Origin of the sequence: Mesorhizobium sp. M0923 (genome assembly GCF_040319365.1) — a bacterium.
Taxonomy (GTDB): domain Bacteria; phylum Pseudomonadota; class Alphaproteobacteria; order Rhizobiales; family Rhizobiaceae; genus Mesorhizobium.
Map to the genome: position 1 here is coordinate 50,809 of NZ_JAMYNW010000019.1, position 25,988 is coordinate 76,796.

General features: G+C 63.2%; 23 protein-coding genes. 17 read left to right on the forward strand and 6 right to left on the reverse strand.

Annotated features, from left to right (window positions below):
• Positions 1 to 79 precede the first annotated feature (79 nt).
• The 4 genes from NKH89_RS26685 (at position 80) to dps (ending at position 3,967) form a co-directional block, all read left to right on the forward strand.
• Entirely contained in the window at positions 80 to 1,000 is a 921-nt protein-coding gene (locus tag NKH89_RS26685; protein ID WP_023718073.1) for a LysR family transcriptional regulator, read from the forward strand.
• Positions 1,001 to 1,076: 76 nt separating this feature from the next.
• Positions 1,077 to 2,084: an LLM class flavin-dependent oxidoreductase gene (locus NKH89_RS26690; protein ID WP_031193704.1), complete on the forward strand. Its 1,008-nt coding sequence runs from the start codon at positions 1,077 to 1,079 to the stop codon at positions 2,082 to 2,084.
• On the forward strand, positions 2,081 to 3,334 hold the full coding sequence (locus NKH89_RS26695) for an LLM class flavin-dependent oxidoreductase (RefSeq protein ID WP_023718075.1): 1,254 nt from the start codon (positions 2,081 to 2,083) through the stop codon (positions 3,332 to 3,334). Before NKH89_RS26690 ends, NKH89_RS26695 begins: the two co-directional genes overlap by 4 nt.
• 144 nt (positions 3,335 to 3,478) lie before the next feature.
• The gene (gene dps, locus NKH89_RS26700; protein ID WP_023718076.1) at positions 3,479 to 3,967 is read left to right on the forward strand and encodes a DNA starvation/stationary phase protection protein Dps; all 489 of its coding nucleotides are present in this window, start codon (positions 3,479 to 3,481) and stop codon (positions 3,965 to 3,967) included.
• A 9-nt stretch (positions 3,968 to 3,976) separates the two neighbouring features.
• Here dps and xdhC read toward each other — a convergent pair whose 3' ends face one another.
• The 4 genes from xdhC to uraH all read right to left on the reverse strand — a co-directional run bounded on the left by xdhC (position 3,977) and on the right by uraH (position 9,210).
• Complete coding sequence (xdhC, locus tag NKH89_RS26705) at positions 3,977 to 4,939, reverse strand: xanthine dehydrogenase accessory protein XdhC (protein WP_352910683.1); 963 nt, start codon at positions 4,937 to 4,939, stop codon at positions 3,977 to 3,979.
• Positions 4,940 to 5,001: 62 nt separating this feature from the next.
• On the reverse strand, positions 5,002 to 7,353 hold the full coding sequence (xdhB, locus tag NKH89_RS26710; protein ID WP_023718078.1) for a xanthine dehydrogenase molybdopterin binding subunit: 2,352 nt from the start codon (positions 7,351 to 7,353) through the stop codon (positions 5,002 to 5,004).
• Positions 7,353 to 8,834: a xanthine dehydrogenase small subunit gene (gene xdhA, locus NKH89_RS26715; protein ID WP_352484368.1), complete on the reverse strand. Its 1,482-nt coding sequence runs from the start codon at positions 8,832 to 8,834 to the stop codon at positions 7,353 to 7,355. The genes xdhB and xdhA overlap by 1 nt, the downstream gene beginning before the upstream one ends.
• Position 8,835: 1 nt before the next feature.
• A complete protein-coding gene (uraH, locus tag NKH89_RS26720) occupies positions 8,836 to 9,210 on the reverse strand; it encodes a hydroxyisourate hydrolase (protein ID WP_023676223.1) in 375 nt (124 codons plus the stop codon).
• A gap of 173 nt (positions 9,211 to 9,383) precedes the next feature.
• Here uraH and puuE point away from each other — a divergent pair, with 173 nt between their 5' ends.
• The 10 genes from puuE (at position 9,384) to NKH89_RS26770 (ending at position 20,980) form a co-directional block, all read left to right on the forward strand.
• Positions 9,384 to 10,817, forward strand: coding sequence for an allantoinase PuuE (puuE, locus tag NKH89_RS26725; protein ID WP_023718080.1), 1,434 nt, complete (start codon positions 9,384 to 9,386; stop codon positions 10,815 to 10,817).
• Between the two features lie 63 nt (positions 10,818 to 10,880).
• Entirely contained in the window at positions 10,881 to 11,729 is an 849-nt protein-coding gene (locus NKH89_RS26730; protein WP_023718081.1) for a bifunctional allantoicase/(S)-ureidoglycine aminohydrolase, read from the forward strand.
• Positions 11,726 to 12,229: an ureidoglycolate lyase gene (locus NKH89_RS26735; RefSeq protein WP_023718082.1), complete on the forward strand. Its 504-nt coding sequence runs from the start codon at positions 11,726 to 11,728 to the stop codon at positions 12,227 to 12,229. Before NKH89_RS26730 ends, NKH89_RS26735 begins: the two co-directional genes overlap by 4 nt.
• Complete coding sequence (locus NKH89_RS26740) at positions 12,229 to 12,822, forward strand: nucleoside deaminase (RefSeq protein ID WP_023718083.1); 594 nt, start codon at positions 12,229 to 12,231, stop codon at positions 12,820 to 12,822. The genes NKH89_RS26735 and NKH89_RS26740 overlap by 1 nt, the downstream gene beginning before the upstream one ends.
• 85 nt (positions 12,823 to 12,907) lie before the next feature.
• Positions 12,908 to 14,890: a CocE/NonD family hydrolase gene (locus NKH89_RS26745; protein ID WP_352910645.1), complete on the forward strand. Its 1,983-nt coding sequence runs from the start codon at positions 12,908 to 12,910 to the stop codon at positions 14,888 to 14,890.
• A gap of 155 nt (positions 14,891 to 15,045) precedes the next feature.
• Positions 15,046 to 16,632, forward strand: coding sequence for an ABC transporter substrate-binding protein (locus tag NKH89_RS26750; RefSeq protein ID WP_352484366.1), 1,587 nt, complete (start codon positions 15,046 to 15,048; stop codon positions 16,630 to 16,632).
• A gap of 16 nt (positions 16,633 to 16,648) precedes the next feature.
• On the forward strand, positions 16,649 to 17,608 hold the full coding sequence (locus NKH89_RS26755) for an ABC transporter permease (protein WP_352910648.1): 960 nt from the start codon (positions 16,649 to 16,651) through the stop codon (positions 17,606 to 17,608).
• Between the two features lie 11 nt (positions 17,609 to 17,619).
• On the forward strand, positions 17,620 to 18,447 hold the full coding sequence (locus NKH89_RS26760) for an ABC transporter permease (RefSeq protein WP_023718087.1): 828 nt from the start codon (positions 17,620 to 17,622) through the stop codon (positions 18,445 to 18,447).
• Positions 18,447 to 20,132 carry an ABC transporter ATP-binding protein gene (locus NKH89_RS26765; protein ID WP_023718088.1) on the forward strand — a complete coding sequence of 562 codons (1,686 nt, stop codon included), beginning with the start codon at positions 18,447 to 18,449 and terminating at the stop codon, positions 20,130 to 20,132. Before NKH89_RS26760 ends, NKH89_RS26765 begins: the two co-directional genes overlap by 1 nt.
• Before the next feature lie 8 nt (positions 20,133 to 20,140).
• Positions 20,141 to 20,980, forward strand: a complete 840-nt coding sequence (locus tag NKH89_RS26770; RefSeq protein ID WP_352910651.1) for an alkaline phosphatase family protein — start codon at positions 20,141 to 20,143, stop codon at positions 20,978 to 20,980.
• An 81-nt stretch (positions 20,981 to 21,061) separates the two neighbouring features.
• Here the strand turns inward: NKH89_RS26770 and NKH89_RS26775 are convergent, their stop codons facing one another.
• Together NKH89_RS26775 and NKH89_RS26780 are read right to left on the reverse strand one after the other, a co-directional pair.
• Entirely contained in the window at positions 21,062 to 22,066 is a 1,005-nt protein-coding gene (locus NKH89_RS26775; protein WP_352910653.1) for a zinc-dependent alcohol dehydrogenase family protein, read from the reverse strand.
• A gap of 602 nt (positions 22,067 to 22,668) precedes the next feature.
• Positions 22,669 to 23,085 (reverse strand): NUDIX hydrolase, encoded by a 417-nt coding sequence (locus NKH89_RS26780; protein WP_031193706.1) that lies wholly within the window; start codon positions 23,083 to 23,085, stop codon positions 22,669 to 22,671.
• Positions 23,086 to 23,277: 192 nt separating this feature from the next.
• Between NKH89_RS26780 and NKH89_RS26785 the strand changes: the two genes are divergently transcribed.
• Genes NKH89_RS26785 through NKH89_RS26795 form a run of 3 tightly spaced genes read left to right on the forward strand, consistent with a single transcriptional unit; the run spans position 23,278 to position 25,953 of the window.
• On the forward strand, positions 23,278 to 23,841 hold the full coding sequence (locus NKH89_RS26785) for a sigma-70 family RNA polymerase sigma factor (protein WP_352910656.1): 564 nt from the start codon (positions 23,278 to 23,280) through the stop codon (positions 23,839 to 23,841).
• Positions 23,838 to 24,506: an anti-sigma factor gene (locus tag NKH89_RS26790; protein WP_352484363.1), complete on the forward strand. Its 669-nt coding sequence runs from the start codon at positions 23,838 to 23,840 to the stop codon at positions 24,504 to 24,506. Before NKH89_RS26785 ends, NKH89_RS26790 begins: the two co-directional genes overlap by 4 nt.
• A complete protein-coding gene (locus NKH89_RS26795) occupies positions 24,496 to 25,953 on the forward strand; it encodes a S8 family serine peptidase (protein WP_023718346.1) in 1,458 nt (485 codons plus the stop codon). The genes NKH89_RS26790 and NKH89_RS26795 overlap by 11 nt, the downstream gene beginning before the upstream one ends.
• Positions 25,954 to 25,988: the final 35 nt, after the last annotated feature.

The following is a 25,988-nucleotide window of genomic DNA, read 5'->3' on the forward strand; positions in this document are numbered from 1 at the left end:
AGGTGCACGATGACTTTCAAAAAAAATTGGAAAATACTAGGCTGATCATACGCAGCCACATGAGAGCCCCGAAAGCCGCATGGCCTATCTCGATAACATCGCCGTTTTTGTTCGCGTCGTCGAACTCGGCAATTTGTCGGCGGCTGGGCGCGACATGCGCATTTCGCCGGCGGTCGCTTCCAACCGGATCAAGGAGCTCGAGAAGCATCTCGGTGTCAGGCTGTTCAACCGCACGACGCGGCAGTTGATGCCGACCGAGCACGGCACGGTGTTCTATTCCGGCGCCAAGCAGGTGCTCGAGGCGGTCACCGAGGCCGAAGCTGCGGTCAGCGCGTTATCCGGCCAGCCGCGCGGCACCATAAAGGTGACAGCGCCGCTCGGCCTCGGGCGGAGACTGGTGGCATCCGGCATCCCGGATTTCCACGACAGATACCCAGATATCGAGGTGCGGCTCCGGCTTTCCGACCACAATGTCGATATCATGAAGGAAGGCATCGACGTTGCGTTCCGGCTGGGCATCATCGAGGATTCCAGCCTCAGGATGCGCGGCATCATGGACTGCGAGCGAGTGCTGGTGGCGGCTCCGCAATATCTGGAGGCGCGCGGCGAGCCGAGCGAGCCGAGCGAGTTGATCGGCAAGAAGCACGATTGCCTGATGCTGCGCTATTCCGGCGCGCGCGAATATGTCTGGACCCTGCAGACGCGGAACGGGCCGCAAAAGTTCGAAGTGCACGGCCCCTACGATACCGATGACGGCGACGTGCTGACCGGCTGGGCGCTGTCCGGCCGCGGCATCATCAACAAGCCGCGCTTCGAGGTCGAGCCGTTTATCCGCGACCAGCGGCTGAAGGTGATCCTGAGCAAAACGCCGCCGACGCCGGTGCAATTCGCCGCCGTCTACCCGCATAAGAAGCTGCAGGATCCGAAGGTGCGGCTGCTGCTCGACTTCATGGCCGAGCGCTGCCAGCGGCTGATCAGGGATATTCTGGCCGGCAAATGATCGCCGGCTGGCCGGTTGCTTTCCGTCCAGCCGGCGAAGATATTTCTTATGGAATCTCACTCACCAGGGAAGACCGATGGCCAGCGGCGCCACAATGCATCTAGCCGTTTCACTAGCTCCGGAAACTGCTCCCTCCTCTCCGTCCGACGTCGTTCCGGATTTCAGTCTGCTGACGCGGTCCGTGCAAAAAGCCGAAGCGGCCGGCCTGGATATGGTGTTGCTCGCCGATTCCGCGCCGGTTGCAGGCGGACCGAACCGGCAAATGCGCTTCGAAGCAACGACCTTGCTGGCAGCGCTGGCGACGGTGACAAGCAGGATCGGTCTCATCGCCGCGGCGTCAATGGTCGCCCACCAGCCCTATAATCTCGCGCGCCGTTTCGCTTCGCTCGACATTATCAGCCATGGCCGCGCCGGCTGGAACGCCAGCATGATGCCCGACCCGCGCGAGGCGGCCAATTTCAGCCGACCGGAAGGGTTTTCCGGCGACGCATTCCGCCTGCGCGCCGAGGAATTCGTCGGCATCGTGCAAGGCTTGTGGAAAGGCTGGGACGCAGACGCGCTTCTGTTCGACAAAAGTGGCGGCCGCTTCTTCGATCCCGAGAAGATGCACCTTCTCGACCACAGGGGCGAATATTTTTCTGTGCGCGGGCCGCTCAACGTGGCGCGGTCGCCGCAGGACACGCCGGTGCTGGTCATGTCCGGCCTGTCCGAGCCCGACATGGATATCGCCGCCCGCACCGCCGATGTTGTCCTGCTAGACCAGCGATCGATCGACTGGGCTGACGATCTGAAGCGCCGTGCGCTTGCCTTCGGGCGCAGGCCGGAGGGGCTGAAGGTGCTGATGAATGTTGTCACGGATGGCGAGATGGCCGCCATGCCGGATATGTTTGCGGATAGGCTCGAAGAGTGCTTTCGCTCGAAAGCCTGCGACGGTTTCAACATCGCCGTGCCGCTCACGTCGGCGCTCGACGATTTCATCGGTCTCGTGCTGCCGGAGCTTCGCCGCCGCGGCCTTGTCCGGTCCGGCTACAGCGCGGCGACACTGCGGGCCCATCTCGGGCTTGCAGGGGAGGATCGGCAATGAGCGCCGGTCGAGGCCAGATGAAGCTCGGCGCCTTCCTATGGGCGACAGGCCACCACATCGCCGCCTGGCGCCATCCGCAGGCGCATGTCACGGCTGGCATCGACATCGATCATTACATCCAGCTGGCGCGGACGGCGGAAGCGGCGAAGTTCGACATGATCTTCTGCGAGGACGCCGCCGGTGTGCGCGAGGCCAATGTCGACATCGCCAGCCAAACGTCGCGCTCGATTGGCTTCGAGCCGATCAGCCTGCTTGCGGCGCTCGCGGTGCAGACGGAGCGCATCGGCCTCGTCTCCACGGCATCGACGAGTTACAACGAGCCTTACGGGCTGGCGCGGACCTTCCTGTCGCTCGACCATCTGAGCGGCGGGCGTGCCGGCTGGAACCTTGTCACTTCGGCCAGCCAGATCGAGGCCGCCAATTTCGGCTCGACCGGTCTGCGCCCGCATGCGGACCGTTACGGGCGGGCGCGCGAATTCGCTGCCGTGGTTGCCGGCCTTTGGCGAGGCCAGGGTGGACACGAAGGCAGAAGTTTTTCGGTGCGTGACCCGCTCGATCTGCCGCGCTCGCCACAAGGTGCACCGGTCATGGTGCAAGCGGGAGCGTCGGACGAGGGTCGTGACCTCGCCGCCCGGACCGCCGACGTGGTCTTTACGGCGGCGCAGACATTCGAGGAAGCGAAGGCCTTCTACGACGACCTCAAGGGACGGCTGGCTGCCTATGGGCGCAAGCCGGACGACCTCAAGATCATGCCTGGGGTGGCGCCGGTCGTCGCGGCAAGCGAAGCGGAAGCCCGGGCAAAACATGATGAACTGCAGGAGCTGATACCGGACGATGTCGGCGTTGCGCTGCTTTCCAGCTATCTCAGCATATCCGATCTCTCGCGCTATCCCATCGACGGACCGCTGCCGCAGCTGCCGGCCAGCGAAGGCATGCAGAGCCGGCAGGCGCTCGTCATCGAGCAATCGCGCCGCGACAACCTGTCCATTCGCCAGCTTGCCCGTCATTTCGCCGGCGCGCGCGGCCATTGGCGCGTCGTCGGAACTCCGGCCCAGATCGCCGACCAGCTCGCAGCACGCTTCGAGGGCGGCGCGGCAGACGGTTTCAACCTGATGCCATCCTATTTTCCCGGCGAACTCGATGCCTTTGCCACGCTTGTCGTGCCGGAGCTGCAGCGGCGCGGTCTGTTCCGTACGGATTATGACGGCAGCACGCTGCGCGACCATCTGGGCTTGAAAAGGCCAGCGTAAACGACGAGCGGAACGAAAGTCGGAGATCGCCGTTTTGGGATGCTGTGCCGCGGCGATGAGGGCGTCTGCGCGCATGCTCGATTGACCTTCCACAAACTTCGCCCTCTTCAAACCACGCGGACGCAACCGCCACAGGAGCCGATCATGGATGCCATCGCCACCCGCAACGACCTGCAATCCAATGCCAAGAAAGAGTGTATCGATCTTCTCAACGCCCGCCTCGCCGACGCCATAGATCTGGCCTTGATCACCAAGCAGGCGCACTGGAACGTCAAGGGGCCGCAATTCATCGCCATCCATGAGATGCTCGACACGTTCCGCGAGGAGATCGACGGACATGTCGACACCATTGCCGAGCGCGCCGTACAGCTCGGCGGCACGGCGCTCGGCACATCGCAGGAGGTGTCGAAGGCGACTATGCTCGAGGCCTATCCGACCGACATCCACAAGACCCGAGATCATCTGGCGGCGCTGATCGACCGCTATGCCGCGACCGCCAAGCGGGCACGCGCGGCGATCGACGAAGCGGCGGGAGCGGGCGACGCCGACACCGCCGACATCTTCACCGCCTATTCACGCTCGCTCGACAAATTGCTGTGGTTCCTCGAGGCACACACGCAGGAACAGGAATAGAAGGAAACGTCAGCCCGCCATCGCCTTGCCACGACGTGCTTTGGACGGAGCTGCCGGTTCTATCGCGTGGGCGGCCAACGCCGTCATGATCTCGGCTGCGGCGAGTGCGGCGATCACTTGCGGGCGCTTGTCCTTGACGGCATCGCCGCCGATCGGCGAGACGAGGCGGTCAAATTCCGCCTCGCTTCCGTCCGCCGACTTAAGGAACCAGTTCCGAAACGTCGCCTTCTTGGTTCTGGAGCCTATCATGCCGACATAGGCGGCATCCCGGCGTTTCAGCGCCTCGGCGACGATCAGGAAATCCAGCGCGTGGTCATGGGTAAGGACGACGAAGGCGGATCCAGCCGGGGCTTCGCGCACCATCGCCTCAGGCATCGGCGTCAAACAGGTTTCGACCGTGTCTGGCATGCCCTCCAGCGCTTCGGCTCGCGTCTCGGCAATGACGACATGCACCGGCAGCAAAGCCACCGCCGAGGCCAACGCATGGCCGACATGGCCGCCGCCGAAGATGTAGACATGCGGCAGCTGCGCCTCCTCGGCTTCCGCCGCCGCGACCAACTTGGCCTCAAGCGCGGCGTCAACCAGCCGGATCAGCACCTCGACCCTGCCGCCGCAGCACTGCCCGATCTCCGGGCCGAGCGCGACGTCGAGCGTCGCGACAGCGTTGCGGCCAGCCCCCTTCTCCCCGTAACTATACGGGGAGAAGGGGCCGGCAGGCGGATGAGGGGCGGCGCCAGCCTCGACAGATTCGCCAGAACCTGAGGCCGATCGACCAAGCATCTGCCGCGCTTTGTCGATCGCCATATATTCGAGGTGGCCGCCGCCGATCGTGCCGAAAGTGGCCGATCCTGAGACGAGCATGAAGGCACCCCTCTCGCGCGGCGTCGAGCCTTTTGTCCCGGCCACCTCAACCAAGGCGACCCGGCAGGCACCGGCAAGAAAGGCTTTCAGGCTCTGCATTTTCGCGTTCATCATTCGCGTTCCCTGTTGGGAAATATAGAGTTTTTCGGCCTGAATTGCACGTTTTCCGGGATTCAAGTGCCGGTCCTGGCTTCTCGCTTCAGCCGTTCGATCGCCATCAGCACCCGTTCCGGCGTGGCAGGCGGGTCAAGGCGCGGGCAGATCTTGTGGCCAGCAACGCTCGCCACCGCATCCGACAGCGCATGCAGCACCGACATTGCGAGCGGAAAGGGCGGCTCGCCGACCGCCTTGGAGCGGTGCACCGTCGGCTCGCCTGCTTCCGCCCAGTCGGCCAACGTGATGTTGAAAATCTTCGGCCGGTCCGAAGCGAGCGGGATCTTGTAGGTCGACGGCGCATGGGTGCGCAGCCGCCCCTTGTCGTCCCACCACAGTTCCTCCGTGGTCAGCCAGCCCATGCCCTGGATGAAGCCGCCCTCGATCTGGCCGAGGTCGATGGCGCGGTTCAGCGAACGCCCGGTTTCGTGCAGAATATCGGTGCGCTCGACGACATATTCGCCGGTCAGCGTGTCGACCGAAACTTCCGAGCAAGCCGCGCCATAGGCGAAATAATAGAAGGGGCGACCCTCGCCCTTGTCGCGGTCCCAATGGATTTTCGGCGTCTTGTAAAAGCCAGCCGCCGAAAGCTGGATGCGCGCCATATAGGCCTGCCTGACGAGATCGGCGAAGGCGATCTCCTGATTACCGATGCGCACCCGGTTTGGCAGGAATAGCACCTGGTCGCGCGGCACCTGGAATTTCTCGGCGGCGAAATTGGTCAGCCGGTCCTTGATCTGGCGGGCGGCGTTCTGCGCCGCCATGCCGTTGAGGTCGGAGCCGGAAGACGCGGCAGTGGCCGAGGTGTTCGGCACCTTGCCGGTCGTCGTCGCGGTGATCTTGACCTGATCGAGGTCGATCTGGAACTCTTCCGCCACAACCTGCGCCACCTTGACATAGAGGCCCTGCCCCATCTCGGTGCCGCCGTGGTTCAGGTGCACTGAACCATCGGTATAGACATGCACCAGCGCGCCGGCCTGGTTGTAATGGGTGGCGGTGAACGAGATGCCAAACTTGACCGGCGTCAGCGCCAGTCCCCGCTTGATGAAGCGGCTGTTGGCGTTGAAAGCATCGATGGTGCGGCGGCGCCTTGCATAGTCGGAACTCGCCTCCAGCTCGGCGACGATGCGGTGGATGATGTTGTCCTCGACCGTCTGGTGGTAGGGCGTGATGTTGCGGTCGCTGGTGCCGTAGAAATTCTTCTTGCGGATTTGGAGCGGGTCCTTGCCGACGGCAAACGCGACTTCGTCGATGACGCGCTCGGCGCCGACCATGCCTTGCGGGCCGCCGAAGCCGCGAAAGGCGGTGTTCGATACCGTATTGGTGTAGAGCGGCGCCGATTGCGCGTGCACCGCCGGCCAGAAATAGGTGTTGTCGCAATGGAACAGCGCGCGGTCGGTGACCGGGCCGGAGAGGTCGGCCGAGAAGCCGCAGCGCGCCGCGAACATGAAATCTACGCCGAGAATATTGCCCTCATCGTCGAAGCCGACCTCGTAGTCGACGAGGAAATCGTGGCGTTTGCCGGTGGCGATCATGTCGTCGTCGCGGTCGGGCCGGATTTTCACGGCCCGATGATGTTTCTTCGCGGCGATAGCGGCCAATGCCGCAAACTGATTGCCTTGCGTTTCCTTGCCGCCGAAAGCGCCCCCCATCCGGCGGATTTCCACCGTCACCGCGTGGCTCGGAACACCGAGCGCATGGCTGACCATGTGCTGGATTTCGCTCGGGTGCTGGGTCGAGGAATAGATGGTGACGTCGTGGTCCTCGCCAGGGATGGCCAAGGCGATATGACCCTCGAGATAGAAATGCTCCTGGCCGCCGATGCGCATCTGCCCTTTCAGCCGGCGTGGCGCTGCCTTGATCGCAGCCGCTGCATCACCGCGCTTCAGGGTCAGCGGCGGCGTGACCAGCTTGTCTTTCCGGGGATCGAGCTCGCCAATATCGGCGACGAACGGCAATTCCTTGTATTCGACCTTGGCCAGCCTCGTCGCCCGGCGCGCCTGCTCGCGGGTTTCGGCGATGACGCAGAAGATCGGCTGGCCGAAGAATTGCACCTTGCCGTCGGCAAGCACCGGCTCGTCGTGGCGGCCGGTCGGCGAAATATCGTTTTCGCCGGGCACGTCGCTCGCCGTCAGCACGTCGATGACGCCGGGTGCGGCGCGGACCCCCGACAGGTCCATGCTGGTGACGGTGGCATGCGTCGCCGCCGAAAGCCCAAGACAGCCGTGCAGCGTGCCGGCCGGTTCCGGCATGTCGTCGATATAGACGGCCGTGCCACTGACATGCTTGTGCGCGGAATCATGGCGCTGATCGGTGGCGACGCCGCCGGCGATTTTTTGCGCCTTCAAGTTCGGAGTGGCGTGCTTGTTCATCATGCCGCCTCGTGCCGTGATACCTGGATCGGCGCCCGGGTGCCCATGGTTTCGGCAAAGAAGCGCAGCAGCAGGTTGCGCGCCGCCAGCGCCCGGTATTCGGCGCTTGCCCGCATGTCGGTCAGCGGGGTGAAATCGCCGGCGTACGCGGCCATCGCCGCCTCGACCGTCGCTTCCGTCCAGGGCTTGCCAAGCAATGCCTTTTCTACGCCAAAGGCGCGCTTCGGCGTTGCCGCCATGCCGCCATAGGCGATGCGTATCTCCGCCACCGTGCCGTCCGCGGCCAGCGTCAGGAAAAACGCGCCTAGCGCTGCGGTGATGTCTTCGTCGCGGCGCTTGGTGATCTTGTAGACGGCAAATTTCGTCTCGCTGCCCGGCAGCGGAACATGCACGGCCTCGACGAATTCGCCGGGCTGCCGGTCCTGTCGGCCATAGGCGATGAAAAAATCTTCGAGTGGGATCGTCCGCCGCTTGTGGCCGCGACGCAGCGTCATGCGGGCACCGAGTGCGATCAGCGGCGGCGGCGTGTCGCCAATCGGCGAACCGTTAGCGATATTGCCGCCGATGGTGCCCATGTTGCGCACCTGATCGCCGCCGATGCGGTCGAACAGCGGGCCTAGCGCCGGGATGCATTTTGCCAGCGTCGAGAAGGCTTCGCTATAGGTGACACCGGCGCCGATCGAGATGACGCCCTTGTCCTCGGACATCCCGCACAGACCATCGAGATTGCCGATGAAAACCGCCGGCGAAATATCGCGCATGTGCTTGGTCACCCAAAGGCCGACATCGGTCGAACCGGCGACGATAGTGGCGCCCGGCTCCTCGACCAGCACGCTGGCGAGATCGTCGGCATTGGCCGGCACGATCAGCCGCTTGTTGCCGGAGCCGATCTCAATGCGCGAACCGTCCTTCATCGCGTCGAGCTTGGCCGTGACTGCCTTGCGCTCGGCCGCCAACGGATCCTTTGCCGCCTTGCCGTAGCTGGAGATGGCACGTGCGGCGCGCATGATCGCCTCGTAGCCGGTGCAGCGGCAGAGATTGCCTTGCAGTGCCTTTTCGATGGCGGCGTCCGACGGCTCCGGCGACCGCATCCACAGCGCATAAAGCGACATGACGAAACCCGGCGTGCAGAAGCCGCATTGCGAGCCGTGGAAATCGATCATCGCCTGCTGCACGGGGTGCAGTTTTCCTGCGTCGCCGCGCAGATGCTCGATGGTCACGACATGCGTGCCGTCTAGCGAGCCAAGGAAGCGGATACAGGCATTGACGCTTTCATAGACCAGTGTTCCACCGGAGAGCCTGCCGACCAGCACCGTGCAGGCGCCGCAGTCGCCCTCGGCGCAACCTTCCTTGGTGCCGCGCAGCGAGCGGTCGAGCCGCAGCCAGTCGAGCAGTGTCTGGTCGGGTGCAACCGTGCCGAGCGCGACGTCCTCGCCATTGAGGATGAACCGGATTTCGTTGCGTGTCTTGATCCCGGCCATCTCAGCTTCCCCGGTAGGTCGAATAGCCGTACGGCGACAGAAGCAGCGGCACATGATAGTGCATCGGCTCGGCCATACCGAAGCGGATGGGCACATGGTCGAGGAAGGCCGGTTCCGGCAGTTTTGTCCCCTGCCGGCGCAGATAATCGCCGGCCGCAAAGACCAATTCGTATTCGCCGGTACGGAACTCCGCGCCGGCAAGCAACGGAGCATCGCAACGGCCGTCATCATTGGTGACGACCGTTTTCAGATGCGTCCGGGCCTGGCCGTCAAGATGATAGAGCTCAATCGACAGACCGGCCGCCGGTTTGCCGGCCGCGGTGTCGAGGACATGGGTCGTCAGGCGCCCGCCTTCGGCTTTCGACGTTTCCGCCACTGGCTGCTCCATTCCCTGCACAGTCGAACACTATTCATGAATTGTGCGCCAATTAAAGGCGATGCATAAGTCCCGGTCGAGCGGAGCGCGACAAAAACACTTTCAAAAATTTCGGGGGAATGCGCAGGCACTCCTTTCGACTATCCTGATCACAATTTCCGGCAGGAGCGAGAATGCGTTACGAACGAGACATGCGCGGCTACGGAGCCAATCCGCCGGATCCAAAATGGCCCGGCGGGGCGCATGTCGCGGTCCAGTTCGTCGTCAATTACGAAGAGGGCGGCGAGAATTGCGTCCTGCACGGCGACAAGGCCTCGGAGGCTTTCCTGTCGGAGATCGTCGGCGCCGCGCCCTGGCCCGGCCAGCGCCACTGGAACATGGAATCGATCTACGAATACGGCGCCCGCGCCGGCTTCTGGCGATTGCTGCGCCTGTTCAGCGCGGCACAGGTGCCGGTCACCTGCTACGGCGTCGCCACGGCCCTGGCGCGCTCGCCCGACCAGGTCGCAGCGATGCAGGAGGCCGGCTGGGAGATCGCCTCGCACGGGCTGAAATGGATCGACTACCGCGACCATGCGCCAGAAGACGAGCGCCGCGACATGGAAGCGGCGATACGGCTGCATTATGAGGTGACAGGCGCGCGGCCGACCGGCTGGTACACCGGCCGCACGTCGATCAACACGGTGCGTCTGGCGGCGGAAGAAGGCGGCTTCGACTATGTGTCGGACACCTATGACGACGAACTGCCCTACTGGTTCGAGCATGTGACACCGAACGGGTCGGCGAAGCCGCAGCTGGTCATCCCCTATACGCTCGACGCCAACGACATGCGCTTTGCCACGCCGCAGGGCTTCAACTCCGGCGACCAGTTCTTTGCCTATCTCAGGGATAGTTTCGACACGCTCTATGCCGAGGGCAAGGCAGGGCGGCCGCGCATGATGAATATCGGCCTGCACTGCCGCCTGGTTGGGCGGCCGGGCCGGGTCGCGGCACTGAAGCGCTTCATCGACTACGTCAAATCACACGACAAGGTCTGGCTGGCACGGCGCATCGACATTGCAAAACATTGGCAGGAGACGCATCCGTTCCGGTTGCCGGCATTGCGCCCGTCGAAAATGGAATTCGAGGCCTTCGTCCACGCATTCGGCGGCGTCTTCGAACATTCGCCGTGGATTGCCGAGCGCGCCTACGAGTTGGAACTCGGCCCGGCGCATGACAGTGCCGGCGGCCTGCACAACGCGCTCTGCCGCGTCTTTCGCGCGGCCAGCGAGGCCGAGCGGCTTTCCGTGCTCAATGCCCACCCCGACCTTGCCGGAAAACTGGCGCAGGCCAAGCGGCTAACCGCGGAATCCTCCAGGGAACAGGCTTCGGCCGGGCTAGACGCGCTGACCGACAACGAGCGCGAGCTGTTCGCAAAGCTCAATGCCGCCTACGTCACCGGTTTCGGTTTCCCGTTCATCATTGCGGTGAAGGGCAAGACCAAGGAGGACATCCTGGCCGAGTTCGAAACGCGTATCGGCAACAGCCGCGATGTCGAATTCGAAACCGCCTGCAGACAGGTCGAGCGCATCGCGCTGCTTCGTCTCAAGGACATGCTTCCACAATAGGCTTTGGCTGCCGCGATGGGCCCTGGCTTCCGCAACAGGCTTGAATTTATGGATATGATGAAAATGGCCGAGCGAACCTATTATGCGCCGCAGGGCGGACATCCCGGCCAGAGTGAATTGCTGACCGGACGCGCCGTGTTCACACAGGCCTATGCCGTAATCCCCAAAGGCGTGATGCAGGACATCGTCACCAGCGCCTTGCCGTTCTGGGATGGGACACGGGTCTGGGTGCTGTCGCGGCCGCTGTCGGGTTTTGCCGAGACGTTTTCGCAATACATCGTCGAGCTCGCGCCCGGCGGCGGCAGCGACCGGCCAGAACCGGATGATGATGCCGAGGGCGCGATATTCGTGGTTGAAGGCGAGCTGAGCGTGTCGCTAGCCGGAAAGAAGCATGTGCTCAGGCCGGGCGGGTTCGCGTTTCTGCCGCCAGCGAGCGGGTGGACGGTGCGCAACGAAAGCGGCGCTGCCGTCCGCTTCCACTGGATCCGAAAGGCTTACGATGCGGTCGACGGCATCGAGCTGCCGCAAGCGTTCTTCGCCAACGAACAGGATATCGTACCGACGCCGATGCCAGGTACCGAAGGCCGCTGGGCAACAACGCGCTTCGTCGATCCTGAAGACATCCGCCACGACATGCATGTCACCATCGTGACGCTCGAGCCGGGCGCGGTCATTCCCTTCGCCGAGACGCATGTCATGGAGCACGGGCTTTATGTGCTGGAGGGCAAGGCGGTCTACCGTCTCAACCAGGACTGGGTCGAAGTCGAGGCCGGCGACTATATGTGGCTGCGCGCCTTCTGCCCGCAGGCTTGTTATGCCGGCGGGCCAGGCAAATTCCGCTACCTCCTCTACAAGGACGTGAACCGCCACGCCAAGCTCGGCGGTGTGGGCATCGAGGGTCGCGCGCGGTGATCCGCATCGTCGCGCGGCCGCTGACCCGCGAGAATTTCGCCGAATTCGGCGACGTCATCGATATGGGCGGCGACAACCATTATCCGATCAATGGCGGCAAGGCCGAGCGCTATCACGATCTCGCCACCGCTGAAGCACGAGGGCCGAATGCGCACGTGCTGATCTCGATGGTGCGTGGCACGCCCTATGAGCTGCCGTTGAAGCTTACCATGGTCGAGCGCCATCCGTTTGGCAGCCAGGCCTTCATTCCGCTGTCACCACGGCCGTTCCTGGTCATCGTCTGCCATGACGGCGAGGAAGGCCCGGGCGAGCCGCATGCGTTCATCACCGCGCCCGGGCAAGGCGTCAACTATCCGCGCAATTTGTGGCACGGCGTGCTGACGCCGATCGGCGAGCCCCAGGACTTCCTGGTCGTCGACCGGGGCGGCGACGGCTCCAACCTCGAAGAGTGCCACTTCTCGCACGCTTATGAGATTCATCTTCCCGATGGGAGCCGGTGATGGCTGACATTTCGCTGATCGACCGCCTGCTCGACGTCATAGAGCACGACATCGTGCCGAAGACGGCGAAGGGTGTCGCGCATGGCAACAAGTTGTTCGGCGCGGCGATCCTGCGCAAGGACGACAGCTCGCTGGTGCTTGCCGAAACCAACAATGAGACGGAAAACCCGCTGTGGCACGGCGAGGTGCATTGCCTGAAGCGCTTCTACGAAATGCCGAAGGCCGAGCGCGTCGACACCGCGGATGCCATCTTTCTCGCCACGCACGAACCTTGCTCGCTCTGCCTGTCGGCGATCACCTGGACCGGCTTCGACAATTTCTACTATCTGTTCAGCCACGAGGATTCGCGCGACAGTTTCGCTATCCCGCACGATTTGAAGATCCTGAAAGAGGTCTTCACCCTCGATCCCGGCGGCTACAATGCCGAGAATGCCTATTGGAAGAGCTTTTCGATCCGCAGACTGGTACGATCGCTGTCGGGGCCTGAGCGCGAGCGGCTGGAGGCGCGGATCAGCGCCATCTCTGCAATCTACGACGAACTGTCCGGCGCTTACCAGGCGAGCAAGGCCGAAAACGACATCCCGTTGAATTGACGCGGATTGACCAGCCGAATTCGTTGGCTGGCCCACGACGACATCCTGCGGACTCCATCATCTGGTGCTCCTGGAGTCTGCCGGCATGAAAATCGTCACTGAATTCCCACGAAAGATCGTCGAATTTCCGGATATGGGGATCGTCATGCCGGACGGCTGCCGGCTGTCGGCGCGGGTGTGGATGCCGGCCGATGCCGCCGACGATCCGGTGCCGGCAATCCTCGAACATCTGCCCTATCGCAAGCGCGACGGCACGATCTATCGTGATCAGCTGACGCATCCCTATTTCGCAGGCCACGGCTACGCCTCGATCCGCGTCGACATGCGCGGCAACGGCGATTCCGAAGGGCTGATGGACGATGAATATTCCGAGCAGGAATTGCAGGACGCTTGCGACGTCATAGCCTGGGCGGCGGCGCAGCCCTGGTGCAACGGCAATGTCGGCATGATGGGCATTTCGTGGGGCGGCTTCAACTGCCTGCAGGTAGCAGCCAAGCAGCCGGCGGCGCTGAAGGCGGTTATCAGTCTCTGTTCGACAGTCGACCGCTACGCCGACGACATCCACTACAAGGGCGGCTGCCTGCTGATCGAGAATTTCGGCTGGGCTTCGACCATGCTGTCCTATTCGTCGCGGCCGCCGGATCCGTTGCTGGCCGGCGACAACAGATGGCGCGAGCTGTGGCTGACCCGGCTGGAGAACCAGCCCTTCCTGGCGCCGCTGTGGTTGAAGCACCAGCATCGCGACGCCTATTGGAAGCGCGGCTCGATCTGCGAGGACTATTCCGCCATTCATGCCGCGGTGCTGTCGATCGGCGGCTGGCATGACGGTTATCGCAATACGATTTCCCATCTCGCCGCCAATATCGAGGCGCCGGTCAAGGGCATCGTCGGCCCGTGGATCCACAAATACCCGCATTACGCCGCGCCCGAACCGCGCATCGGCTTCCTGCAGGAGGCGTTGCGCTGGTGGGACCGCTGGCTGAAGGACCTCGACACCGGCGTAGAGGCCGACCCGGCCTACCGCGCCTATGTGATGGACAGCGTGCGTCCGGCGCGCTGGCATCCCGAGCGGCCGGGCCGCTGGGTCGCTGAAACGGAATGGCCGTCACCCAACATCAAGACGCAAGAGGTTGAGCTTATCGCTGAAGGCAACCACGCTATCGTCACTTCGCCGCAAAGCTGCGGCCTTGCCGGTGGCGAATATTTCCCCTTCACCTTTGGACCGGAACTGCCGGGTGACCAGCGCCCCGACGATGCGCTGTCGGTGTGTTTCGACCAGCCGGTGCTGAACGAAGCGATCGACATCGTCGGTGCTCCCGAAGTTGCGGTCAGGGGCTCGGCGGACCGGCGCCAGGCGAACATCGCGGTTCGGCTGTGCGACGTCCATCCGGACGGAGCGTCGGAGCTGATCTCCTACGGCGTGCTCAACCTGACGCATCGCAACTCGCACGAATTTCCCGAAGCGCTGGTGCCCGGCGAAATCGTCAACGCCCGGGTGGTGCTCGACCAATGCGCCTATCGCGTGCCGGCCGGTCACCGCTTGCGTGTGGCCATTTCCAACAGCTATTGGCCGATGATCTGGCCGTCGCCGGAGCCGGTCCGGCTGGAATTGTCGGCCGCGACATTGATGCTGCCGCTGCGCCCGCCGGCGACAGGCGACGAGGTCACCTTCCCCGCCCCCGAAGGCGCCACGCCCTGGGCAACCGAAACGGTCCGCGCCGCCAATTCCGAGCGTCATGTCGATCGCGACGAAAAGACCGGAATGATCACGCTTTCCATCGTCAACGATTTCGGTGAGGTGCGCGACCTGGAACACAGCCTTGCCAATGGCAGCATCGCGAGAGAGACGTGGGCGATCCATCCTGACGATCCGCTGTCAGCCTTGGGCAAGACGCATTGGACCCAGACGCTGTCGCGAAATGAATGGTCGGTGCGCACCGAAACCTTCGCCGAAATGCGCTCCGACGCGCAAAGCTTCATGGTTAGCGCCAGAATTGAAGCCTATGAAGGCGAGAAACTGGTCTTCGAGCGCGATTTCGAGGAGAACATCCCGCGGGTACTGCTTTGAGCGCTTATAGCGATTGGTCCAATTGCGACGCACGATTTACGCCACGGCATGTCGCATTCGGTCTTGCTTACCCCTTTCCCTTACGGTCATTATTCTCCCGATTGAAATGAGAAAAAACGACCATAAGGTCGGACCAACAGAGTGAGGAACTCAACATGTCGAACGAACTGGAATATCTGAGCCGGCGCGTTGCGTCCGGCAAGCTGAGCCGTCGCGATTTTCTCGGCCGGGCGGCAGCGCTCGGCGTCACCGCAACCTTCGCCAATTCGCTGCTTTCCAGCGCTTCCCGCGCGGCGGGTCCGGTCAAGGGCGGCACGCTCAAGGCCGGCCTCGTCGGTGGCGAATCCACCAACAGCCTCGATCCGGCGCTGTTCATGACGCAGGTGCCGTTCGCCTTCGGCAAGATGTGGGGCGAACTGATCGTCGAGCTGTCTCCCGAAGGCAAGCTCGAGAACCGCATTGCCGAGGAGATCGGCTCGTCGGACGACGCCAAGACCTGGACGCTGAAGATCCGCGACGGCGTCGAGTTCCACAACGGCAAGAAAGTGACTGCAGAGGACGTGGCCGCCACCCTCGAACGCCATTCGGACGAGAAGTCGAAATCCGGCGCGCTCGGCTATATGAAAGGCATCGAGAGCATCAAGGCCAGCGGCAAGGAAGTGGTGTTGACGCTGAAGGAGCCGAATGCCGATCTTCCCTATCTGCTTAGCGACTATCACCTGATCATCCAGCCGAACGGCGGCAAGGACAAGGCCGATGCCGGCATCTCGGCGGGTCCTTACAAGGTCACCACCAACGAGCCCGGCGTGCGCCATGGCGGCGAGCGCTTCGCCAACTACTGGCAGGGCGACAAGATGGGCCATGCCGACCAGATCGAGATCATCGTCATCAACGACGCCACGGCGCGTACGGCGGCCCTGCAGGGCGGCCAGGTCCACATGATCAACCGCGTCGAGCCGAAGATCGTCGACCTGATCAAGCGTGTGCCCGGCGTCACCATCCGCAACCATTCGGGACCCGGCCACTACGTCTTCATCATGCACTGCAACACCGCGCCGTTCGACAACAACGATTTGCGCATGGCGCTGAAGCTGGCGATCGACCGCGAGGAGATGCTGAACAAGGTGCTGCGTGGCTATGGCTCGCTCGGCAACGACTTCCCGATCAATGCATCGTACCCGCTATTCACCGAGATCGAGCAGCGCAAATACGATCCCGACAAGGCCAAGTTCCACTACAAGAAGTCGGGCCATGACGGTGCCGTCCTGCTCCGGACGTCGGACGTCGCCTTCCCCGGTGCCGTCGATGCCGCACAGCTGTTCCAGCAAAGCGCGGCCAAGGCCGGCATCAAGCTGGAGATCAAGCGCGAACCGGGCGACGGCTACTGGTCGGAAGTCTGGAACAAGCAGCCCTTCTGCGCCTCCTACTGGGGCGGCCGGTCGACGCAGGACCAGATGTACTCGACTGCCTATCTGTCGACGGCCGACTGGAACGACACACGGTTCAAGCGTCCGGATTTCGACAAGATGGTGCTGGCGGCTCGCGCCGAGCTCGACGAGGCCAAGCGCAAGGCAATGTACCACGACATGGCTGTGATGGTGCGCGACGAGGGCGGCCTGATCCTGCCGATGTTCAATCAGTTCATCGACGCGACGGGCGCCAAGGTTACCGGCTGGGTGGATGATCCGCATCAGGAGTTGATGAACGGATATGCTCTCGCGAAGTGCTGGCTCGAAGCCTGAGCCCGGCCTTGCGGATATGTCCTCACCCATCGTGAAACTGGTGGCCCAGCGCATTGCGCTGGGCATCATCCTTCTATTGGCCGTTTCGGTCCTGATCTTCGCCGGCACCCAGATCCTGCCCGGCGATGTTGCGCAAGCCATTCTCGGGCAGTCGGCGACACCGGAGTCGCTCGCCAATCTGCGCGAACAGCTCGGGCTCAACGATCCGGCTTACATCCGTTATTTTCGCTGGCTCGGCGGCATTCTGACCGGTGATCTCGGCACGGCTATGTCGAGCGGTCAGGATATCGCAACCTCTATCAAGGGAAGGCTGTGGAACACACTGTTCCTCGCCTTCTGGGCGGCGGTCGTCGCGGTGCCGCTGGCGATCATCCTCGGGCTGATCGCGGTGCGCTACCGCAATGGCTGGGTCGACAAGCTGATCTCGGGACTGGCGCTGGCCTCGACGTCCTTCCCGGAATTCTTCGTCGGCTATGTGCTCGTCTTTTTCTTCGCGGTGCAACATCACTGGTTTCCCGCCATTTCCACCGTCTATGACGGAATGCCGTTCGGCGAGCGCATCCAGGCCATAGCACTGCCGGCGGCGGCGCTGACCTTGGTGGTGCTCGCCCATATGATGCGCATGACGCGCGCCGCGATCCTCAATGTCATGCAGTCGGCCTATGTCGAAACCGCCGAACTCAAGGGGCTTTCCGCCTTCGCGGTCATCCGCAGGCATGCCTTCCCCAATGCTATTGCGCCGATCATCAACGTCGTAATGCTCAACCTGGCCTATCTCATAGTCGGCGTCGTCGTTGTCGAGGTGATCTTCGTCTATCCGGGTATGGGCCAATATCTCGTCGACCACGTCACCAAGCGTGACGTGCCTGTGGTGCAGGCGGTCGGGCTGATCTTCGCCGCCGTCTACATCAGCCTGAACATCATCGCGGACATAGCGGCAATCGTCGCCAATCCGCGCCTTAGACATCCGAAATGAAGGGGTCGGGTATGCTCGTCATCAAACGCATCCCCATCCCGGCATTGATCGGCATCGTGCTGACGGCGCTGTTCGTTCTGGCGGCGATTTTTGCGCCGTGGATCGCGCCGCATGGCAATGCCGAGATCGTCAGCGACGTCCCTTGGGAACCGATGTCGGCGGCGCATTGGCTGGGCACCGACAATCTGGGCCGCGATCTGTTGTCGCGCATGATCTATGGCGCCCGCATCACCCTGTTCATCGCGGTGCTGGCGACCGCGCTATCGTTCTCGCTCGGCGCCATACTCGGCTTCTCGGCGGCGGTTTTCGGCGGCTGGTTCGACACGCTTCTGTCGCGTCTCGTCGATCTCCTGATGTCGATCCCGACGCTGATCATGGCCCTTGTCGTGCTTTCGGTGCTGCCATCCAATCTGGTGACGCTGATCCTGGTCATGGGCGTTCTGGATTCGACCCGCGTCTACCGCCTGTCGAGGGCGGTCGCCGTCGACATCAACGTCATGGATTACGTCGAGGCGGCCAAATTGCGCGGCGAAGGCAGCGGCTGGATCATCTTCCGCGAAATCCTGCCCAATGCGCTGTCGCCGCTGGTTTCGGAACTCGGCCTGCGCTTCATCTATGCCGTGCTGTTCCTGTCGACGCTGTCCTTCCTTGGGCTTGGCGTACAGCCGCCGGACGCCGATTGGGGCGGTATGGTCAAGGAAAACAAGGATGGTATCGTCTTCGGCATAGGCGCCGCCCTCATTCCGGCGGCGGCGATCGCAGCGCTGGCGATTTCCGTCAATCTCGTCGCCGACTGGGTGCTCAACCGCACGACAAGCCTGAAGGGAGGACGCGGGTAATGGCTGACAAGCAACCGAAGCCCGGGCAACCGAAGCCCGGGCAACCGAGGTCCGGCGTGCTGCTCGACATCCGCAATCTGCGCATCGAGGCCACGGTATATCCGCCGGGCGAGGCGCCGAAGAACATCGTGCTGGTGCACGATGTCTCGCTGACGCTCGAAAAGGGCAAGGTGCTCGGATTGATCGGCGAGTCCGGCGCCGGCAAATCGACCATCGGCCTGTCGTCGATGGGCTACGGCCGCGGCGGCGTGCGCATCACCGGCGGTGAGGTCATCCTCAATGGCCGCGACATCCTGAAGGGCGGCAACGAAGGGTTCCGCAAATTGCGCGGCCGCGAGGTCTGCTATGTCGCGCAATCGGCGGCAGCTGCCTTCAACCCGGCGCACAGGCTGATGGACCAGGTGGTCGAGGCAGCACTGCTGCACGGCACGGCGACGCGGGCCGAAGCCGAAAAGCGCGCCGTGGCGCTGTTCAAGAAGCTCAGCCTGCCGAACCCCGAAAGCATCGGCGAGCGCTTCCCCCACCAGGTGTCGGGCGGTCAGCTGCAGCGCGTGATGACGGCAATGGCGCTGTGCTCGGAGCCCGACCTGATCGTCTTCGACGAGCCGACCACGGCGCTCGACGTGACGACGCAGATCGACGTCTTGGCGGCGATCAAGGATGCCATCCGCGACACGCATGTCGCGGCGCTCTACATCACCCACGATCTTGCCGTCGTCGCCCAGGTATCGGACGAGATCATGGTGCTGCGCCACGGCCGGCTGGTCGAATGGGGCGGCACGCGCCAGATCATCAAGGAGCCGCGCCAGGAATACACCAACGCGCTGGTTTCAGTGCATGAGATCGAACATCAGGAGCAGAAGCCCGGCACGAGCCCGTTCCTGTCGGTCAAGAACATCACCGCCGCCTATGGCCGCAGCCACATCAAGGTGTTGAAGAACGTCTCGGTCGATATTTTCCCGGGCCAGACGCTGGCGGTGGTCGGCGAGTCCGGCTCCGGCAAATCGACGCTGGCGCGCGCCATCACCGGCCTCTTGCCGCCCGAACAAGGCACCGTCACCTTCGACGGGCGGCCGCTCGCCAACCGGCTTGCCGACCGGCCGAAAGAGGATCTGCGCCAATTGCAGATGATCTACCAGATGGCCGATGTGGCGATGAACCCGCGCCAGACGGTCGGCACCATCATCGGCCGGCCGCTGGAATTCTATTTTGGGATGCGCGGGCGCGAGCGCGACAAACGCGTCGCCGAACTGCTCGACAAGATTGAAATGGGCAAAGGCTATATCGACCGCTATCCGGCCGAGCTTTCGGGCGGCCAGAAGCAGCGCGTCTGCATCGCCCGCTCGCTCGCCGCCAAGCCGAAGCTGATCATCTGCGACGAGGTGACCTCGGCGCTCGACCCGCTGGTCGCCCATGGCATACTGGAGCTGCTGCTCGGGCTGCAGAAAGAGGAAAACGTCGCCTATCTGTTCATCACCCACGACCTGGCCACGGTCAAGTCGATCGCCGATTCAATCGCGGTGATGTATCGCGGCGAGGTGGTGCGCTACGGCGCCAAGAGCACCGTGCTGACGCCACCCTTCGATGCCTACACCGATCTTTTGCTGTCGTCGGTGCCCGAAATGGAGATCGGCTGGCTGGAAAAGGCGATCAAGGGACGGCGCATGGCCAGCGCGGGAAATTAGACACTCCCGTGGCGCTCAAGACAAAACTTTTGGTCATCATCCTCGACGGCGTGCCTTACCGGAACTGGCGGCGGCTGATGGGCAATCTCGAAGGCTGGGTGCAATCAGGCGAAGCCCGCGTATGGAAAATGCGCTCCGTCCTGCCGTCGACCTCGGCATCCTGCTACGCCTCGATCCACACCGGCGTGCCGCCCCAAGTGCACGGTATCCTGTCGAACGAGAACCGGTTTCGCGTCGAACAGCCTGATATTTTTTCCGAAGTCAGCAGGGCCGGCGGCAAGACGGGTGCGGTCACCCATTCCTACTGGTCCGAATTCTTCCGGGCCTATCCGTTCGACCTGGTCGAGGACATGGAGTTCGACGAGCCGGGCGGGCCGATCGGCCACGGCCGGTTCCACACCATGACCGGCTATAATGCCAGGAACCAGATGACGCCGAGCGACGTCGACCTGTTCGCTACCTTGACCATGCTGACCAGGCGCTACGGCATCGACTACGGCATCCTGCACAGCTGCACGCTGGACTCGATGGGCCACCGCTTCGGCCATGACTGCCATGAGATGGATCATGCCGTCTATGCAATGGACGCCATGCTCGCCGGCTTCCTGCCGCGCTGGCGGGAGGCCGGCTACGAGGTGATCGTCACCGCCGATCATGGCCAGACCGATCGCGGCCATCATGGCGGCCACGACGAGGAGATGCAGGATTTCGCACTTTACTACTTCGGATCCAGCGAGGGTCCGGAAGCCAAGACGCTGCTCGATCAGCTGCAGCTCGCGCCAACGGTGCTTGCGCGCCTCGGCGTGCCGGTGCCGGCGACGATGAAGGCAAAGCCATTTCTCGACTGATTGGTGCCTGGCCTGCTTTGCTTGCGGAGAACATAAAGCCGGTCGAAATGCGCGACGCCAAATGGAGGCCAGATACAGGAGTCAAAGTTCGAGACAGACCTTGCCAAAATGCTTTTGGGACTCGTAGTGCTTGAAGGCATTGGCGATCTCCTGCAGGGGAAAACCGCGGTCGATCGCAGGCTTCAAACGGTTGGCCTCTATGGCACGGATCATGTCGTTCTGGTCTGCCCTGCTGCCAATCGAGATTCCGCTGATCCTGATCTGATTGGAAAACAGGGCCGGGATCGAAACTTGCCCGGCAAAACCAGTCAAGACACCGATCAGTGCGATGTGGCCGCCCATCCTGCAAGCTGTTATCGACTGCGCCAATGTGCCGGGCCTGCCAACCTCGATCACATGATCGACGCCGCGTCCGTCCGTCAATACCCTTGCCTTCTGGCCCCAATCCGGCACCGCCTTGTAATTGACGACAATGTCGGCTCCAAATCGCTTTAACTTTTCCAGCTTCTCCTCCGATGAGGAGGTGGCAATAACCCGAGCGCCTGCAATTTTTGCGAATTGCAGCGCGAACAGCGATACACTTCCCGTGCCAAGGACCAGCACCGTATCACCAGGCTTCACCTGGCCGCACACCATCAGGGCTTTCCAGGCGGTGACGCCGGCACAAGTAAGCGTTGCCGCCTCCACATGCGTGAAGTCTGCCGGTGCCCTTGTGAAGGCATGCCAGGGCATGCACACATACTCGCGGGCATAGCCGTCAACATCATCTCCCAATTCGCCCTTCTTATTGGCTGGCGTCGGTTCGCCTGCCAGCCAATGGGGCCAATAGGTGCTGACGACGGCATCTCCGACCTTGAATTCTTGGACATCGTCTGAGACCGCAACCACCTCTCCGGCGCCATCGGACAGCGGGATACGGCCATCGGCGCACGGTTTCTTTCCCAGCGCCACCATACTGTCGTGGAAATTCAACGAACACGCTCGTATCCTGACAAGCAACTCACCCGGCCCTGGTTCTGGGCAATCTTCCTCGACCAGCTTGAGATTTTCCAAGCCTCCCGGCGCTTTCAGCCTAATCAATCTCATGGAAAGCTCCTTCCGACCGCGCAAGGCTTCATGCGCCCCACCACTCGCGTGGACGCTTGACCGCGGCGAACACCGCCATGGGCGACTGATCCACGAGAATCGCGGCCGCAAAGCTGTTGTTGGTCATAACATTTCGTTTCTTCAGGCTGGATTGCCATTTGCGATCGGGACCTTAGTCGCCCGGCAGCGGACTGTTGAGTTACAAAACTGTCGGGAATCCCTGCACGGCGATGGCGTCCAATTACGCCTCGCCCGAGGCTGAACGACTGCACCTTACCCGATGGTTATGAGCCGCCTTGTGGCCGCCGTCATTGCGAGCCTGACGGCCGAGACAGTATCGCTAAAAAGGGGGAGAACGGTACACTCTGGCAACCTCTCCGCTCTTCGGTTAGCCTCCGCAAATATCCGGCGGAGGCGGTGAACCCTTTTTGGGCCGATCAGCGACAGATGCCCGAAGTGGAGATCGGCGGGCTGGAGAAGGCGAATCAAGGGACGGCGGATGGCAAGCGCGGGAAATTGAGCACCTAGGGATTCCCTCGCGTCACGGGAAATGCCGAGGATCGGTGCGCGGATCACGTGCGAGAACGGGTACTTTCGGGAGGTCACGTCGCGGCGAGCTTTGCGAGCCGGCGATAATCGCAATCCACCAGATTGGGGAGGCGCTGAAGTTCCTCGACATCAAACCACCGGATCTCGGTGTGTTCCTCGCAAATGTTGCTTGGATCCCCGCCTTCCCAGCCGATGACCTTGAAAACGTGGTGCAACGCCTTCCCATAGAGCTCGGGATGGCGCTCTCCAATGCACCGCATCCAACCGAAATCTGTTGGCGTCACTCCAATTTCTTCCTGAATCTCGCGAACGAGTGCCTCTTCCAGCGTCTCTCCGGCTTCAACGCGGCCGCCGATCGTGTCCCAATGCCCAGGCCACGCGCTCTTCCAGGCAGCGCGAAGACCCATCAAGACCTTCCGGTCGTGGTTCACCAGCAATGCACCGACCGTAACTGTGGGATTCCTGATCATTTGCGGAGCGTATTCGCTGCAGCGATGTTTGCAAAGGCGGCGTCTTCCCTCCCCCGCAGGGAGAAGGAGAAAGCGCACCTCTGGCAACCTCTCCGCTCTTCGGTTAGCCTCCGCAAATATCCGGCGGAGGCGGTGAACCTTTTTGGGCCGATCAGCGACAGAGCAGGCAGGAGCCAGGCGGCTCGACCGGCGATGACAGCCGCGGAGACCGATCGCGCGCTCGTCGAGCGGGTCGCGAAGGGCGACCGTGCAGCCGTGCGGCTCCTGTTCATGCGCCACCACGCGCGGGTCTACCGCTTCGTGGCACGCCAGACGGGATCGGAACTGATGGCCGACGATATCGCGAACGAGGTGTTCCTCGAGGTCTGGCGGCAGGCGCCGGCCTTCGAGGGGCGCTCGGAGGTCTCGACATGGCTGCTCGGCATTGCCCGCTTCAAGGCGCTGTCCCTGCTACGCAGGAAGAAGGAAGACTGGATCGACGACGATGACGCGGCCCAGGTCGCCGACGGTGCCGACACGCCGGAAGTCGTGACGATGAAGGAAGACAAGGCCGCTGCCTTGCGACGCTTCATCGATGCCATGCCGGAAGAGCATCGCACGGTGATCGACCTTGCCTATTATCACGGGCAATCGGTGAGCGAGATCGGCGAGGTGCTCGGTATTCCGGTCGCCACGGTCAAGACCAGGATGTTCTACGCCCGCAAGAAACTCGGCGAAGCTCTCAAGGCCGCCGGTTACGACAGGGGGTGGCCATGAGCGCCGCTGAAAAAATGTCACGCCGCGACGAAATGGAAATGCTGCTGCCGTTTTATCTGAACGGCTCGCTGGAAGGCGCCGAGCTGGAAGCCATCGAGGAATGGCTGGAGAGCGATCCGGCGGCGATGGCCGCGCTTGGCGAGGCCGAGGCCGAATTCTCCGGCACTGCTGCCGCAAACGAGGCAATCCGCCCGCCGGCCGATGCGCTCAGCCGCTTTGCCAAGGCGCTCGACGCCGAGGCCGGCCCGGCCCGCGCGCCGGCGGCGTCGCCCTGGCTGGCGCAGGCCTGGAGCCGCTTCATGGCGGTGCCGGCCGGCGTCGCCTGGGCCGCGGCCGCGGTGCTGCTGGCCCTGGTCGTCGCGCAATCCTTTGTCCAGACCGGCAGCAGAGGTGGCGACTTCAAGATTGCCGGATCGGCAGACGATCTGGCCAAAATGCCGTTTGCACTGGTGAAGTTCAAACCGGATGCGAAGCTGTCCGATATCGTCGCTTTTCTCGACCAGAACCAGTTGAAGATCGCCGGCGGGCCGACCGCCGACGGTGTCTTCCGCCTCGGCGTTCCGGCCAAGACCGCCGCCGACTATCAGAAGCTGCTTGGCCTTATTGCCGCCCAGCCTTTCACCGAAGCTGCCCTGGAGGGAAGGAAACCGGCTGATGGCGGCTAAGGCGGTCATTCGATTGACGGCGGCGATGACAATCTTCGCCACGTCCGCGATGGCGCAGACCAACGACCCGAACCTCACCCAGGCGGAGATCGACTGCCTGAACCGGGCAAGTGCCGCCGGCACCGACTGCGCCAAGGACGGCGACGACGGGAAGGATAGCGGCGGCAAAACGCCGGCTAAGGCTTCAACGGTGAGTGCCGTGTTTCTTCCCGCGCTGATCGTCGACTTGTTCCCCAATCCTACCCTAGTCACCGAGGCGCCGATACCTCCCGGCAATACCGCGGCCCCGCCGACCGCTCCGCCTTCGGGCCTGCCGGCAATACCGGCGGCCGCGCCGGGCGGTCCGATCGTAGCACCCACCGATCTTGTCGCAACCGAGCCGCCGCGCGCCGTGATCGGCGATTTCGTGCCCGACGAGGTGCTGGTCACGGTCAATGGCGATGCCGGCGCGGTCCAGCAGATCGCCGCCTCGTTCGGCCTCGAAATACGCTCGCAGCGGCAGTCGCGGCTGCTCGGCAACACGCTGGTGCGCTTCGGCATTCCCGATGGCCGCCCAGTCGGCGTCGTGCTGGCGCAGCTTGCCGCCGACGGCCGCACTTTGCGGCGTGAGGCCAACCACGTCTATTCGCTGCAGCAGGCGGCCAGCATCGTCAATTATGCGTTCGAGCGCATCGCGCTCGACGCCAAGGAAGCCAGCGGCGAGAATGTCCGCGTCGGCGTCATCGACACCGGCATCGACGACAGCAATCCCGCGCTCTCCGGTGTCATCGCCGAGCAGTTCGATGCCATGCCCGACGTGCCGATCAAGGCACGCGACCACGGTACTTCGGTCGATGGACTGATCGCCGGCACCGGCGCGTTCAAAGGCATGGCGCCGGGCGCCAGGATCTATCACGCCCGCGCCTTCGAGGGCGGCAAGTCGACCATGGACGTCATCCTTTCGGCGCTCGACTGGGCGGCGGAGCAGGATGTCCGTATCATCAATATGAGCTTCGTCGGCCCGAAGAACGACCTGCTCGGCATCGCCTGCCGCAATGCGCGCGCTCTCGGCATCGTGCTGGTCGCCGCCGCCGGCAATAACGGGCCGAAGGCGCCCTATGGTTATCCGGCCGCCTTCGACGGCGTGATCGCGGTGACGGCCACCGATGCCAAGGACGGGCTGATGCCGCAGGCCAATCGCGGCGCCTACGTCTTCATCTCCGCTCCCGGCGTCGAGATGGTGGCGCCAAGCGGCGCCGGCTCGGATGTGGTGACCGGGACGTCCTTTGCAGCGGCGATCGTGACCGGCGCGGTCGCCAACCTGTTGCATGCCGCGCCCGACCGTTCGGCCGACTGGGTCGAGAAAGCACTGGCCGCCACGGCAAAGGATCTCGGCCCCAAGGGGCGGGACAATGATTTCGGCTTTGGGCTGCTGGACACCAAGGCGGCCGAGGCGGCCAAGGACTAAGTCTCGTGTTTGAACCGAGCCGTCTCATAACGCTG

Coding starts and splice junctions, on each gene's coding strand:
- NKH89_RS26745 (WP_352910645.1), top strand. CDS start 12,908: ATGAAAATCGTCACTGAATTCCCACGAAAGATCGTCGAATTTCCGGAT.
- NKH89_RS26760 (WP_023718087.1), top strand. CDS start 17,620: ATGCTCGTCATCAAACGCATCCCCATCCCGGCATTGATCGGCATCGTG.
- NKH89_RS26795 (WP_023718346.1), top strand. CDS start 24,496: ATGGCGGCTAAGGCGGTCATTCGATTGACGGCGGCGATGACAATCTTC.
- dps (WP_023718076.1), top strand. CDS start 3,479: ATGGATGCCATCGCCACCCGCAACGACCTGCAATCCAATGCCAAGAAA.
- NKH89_RS26780 (WP_031193706.1), bottom strand. CDS start 23,085: ATGATCAGGAATCCCACAGTTACGGTCGGTGCATTGCTGGTGAACCAC.
- NKH89_RS26730 (WP_023718081.1), top strand. CDS start 10,881: ATGGCCGAGCGAACCTATTATGCGCCGCAGGGCGGACATCCCGGCCAG.
- NKH89_RS26755 (WP_352910648.1), top strand. CDS start 16,649: ATGTCCTCACCCATCGTGAAACTGGTGGCCCAGCGCATTGCGCTGGGC.
- NKH89_RS26695 (WP_023718075.1), top strand. CDS start 2,081: ATGAGCGCCGGTCGAGGCCAGATGAAGCTCGGCGCCTTCCTATGGGCG.
- NKH89_RS26685 (WP_023718073.1), top strand. CDS start 80: ATGGCCTATCTCGATAACATCGCCGTTTTTGTTCGCGTCGTCGAACTC.
- xdhA (WP_352484368.1), bottom strand. CDS start 8,834: ATGGCCGGGATCAAGACACGCAACGAAATCCGGTTCATCCTCAATGGC.
- NKH89_RS26785 (WP_352910656.1), top strand. CDS start 23,278: ATGACAGCCGCGGAGACCGATCGCGCGCTCGTCGAGCGGGTCGCGAAG.
- NKH89_RS26765 (WP_023718088.1), top strand. CDS start 18,447: ATGGCTGACAAGCAACCGAAGCCCGGGCAACCGAAGCCCGGGCAACCG.
- xdhC (WP_352910683.1), bottom strand. CDS start 4,939: ATGAACGCGAAAATGCAGAGCCTGAAAGCCTTTCTTGCCGGTGCCTGC.
- NKH89_RS26740 (WP_023718083.1), top strand. CDS start 12,229: ATGGCTGACATTTCGCTGATCGACCGCCTGCTCGACGTCATAGAGCAC.
- puuE (WP_023718080.1), top strand. CDS start 9,384: ATGCGTTACGAACGAGACATGCGCGGCTACGGAGCCAATCCGCCGGAT.
- NKH89_RS26750 (WP_352484366.1), top strand. CDS start 15,046: ATGTCGAACGAACTGGAATATCTGAGCCGGCGCGTTGCGTCCGGCAAG.
- NKH89_RS26690 (WP_031193704.1), top strand. CDS start 1,077: ATGGCCAGCGGCGCCACAATGCATCTAGCCGTTTCACTAGCTCCGGAA.
- NKH89_RS26790 (WP_352484363.1), top strand. CDS start 23,838: ATGAGCGCCGCTGAAAAAATGTCACGCCGCGACGAAATGGAAATGCTG.
- NKH89_RS26775 (WP_352910653.1), bottom strand. CDS start 22,066: ATGAGATTGATTAGGCTGAAAGCGCCGGGAGGCTTGGAAAATCTCAAG.
- xdhB (WP_023718078.1), bottom strand. CDS start 7,353: ATGAACAAGCACGCCACTCCGAACTTGAAGGCGCAAAAAATCGCCGGC.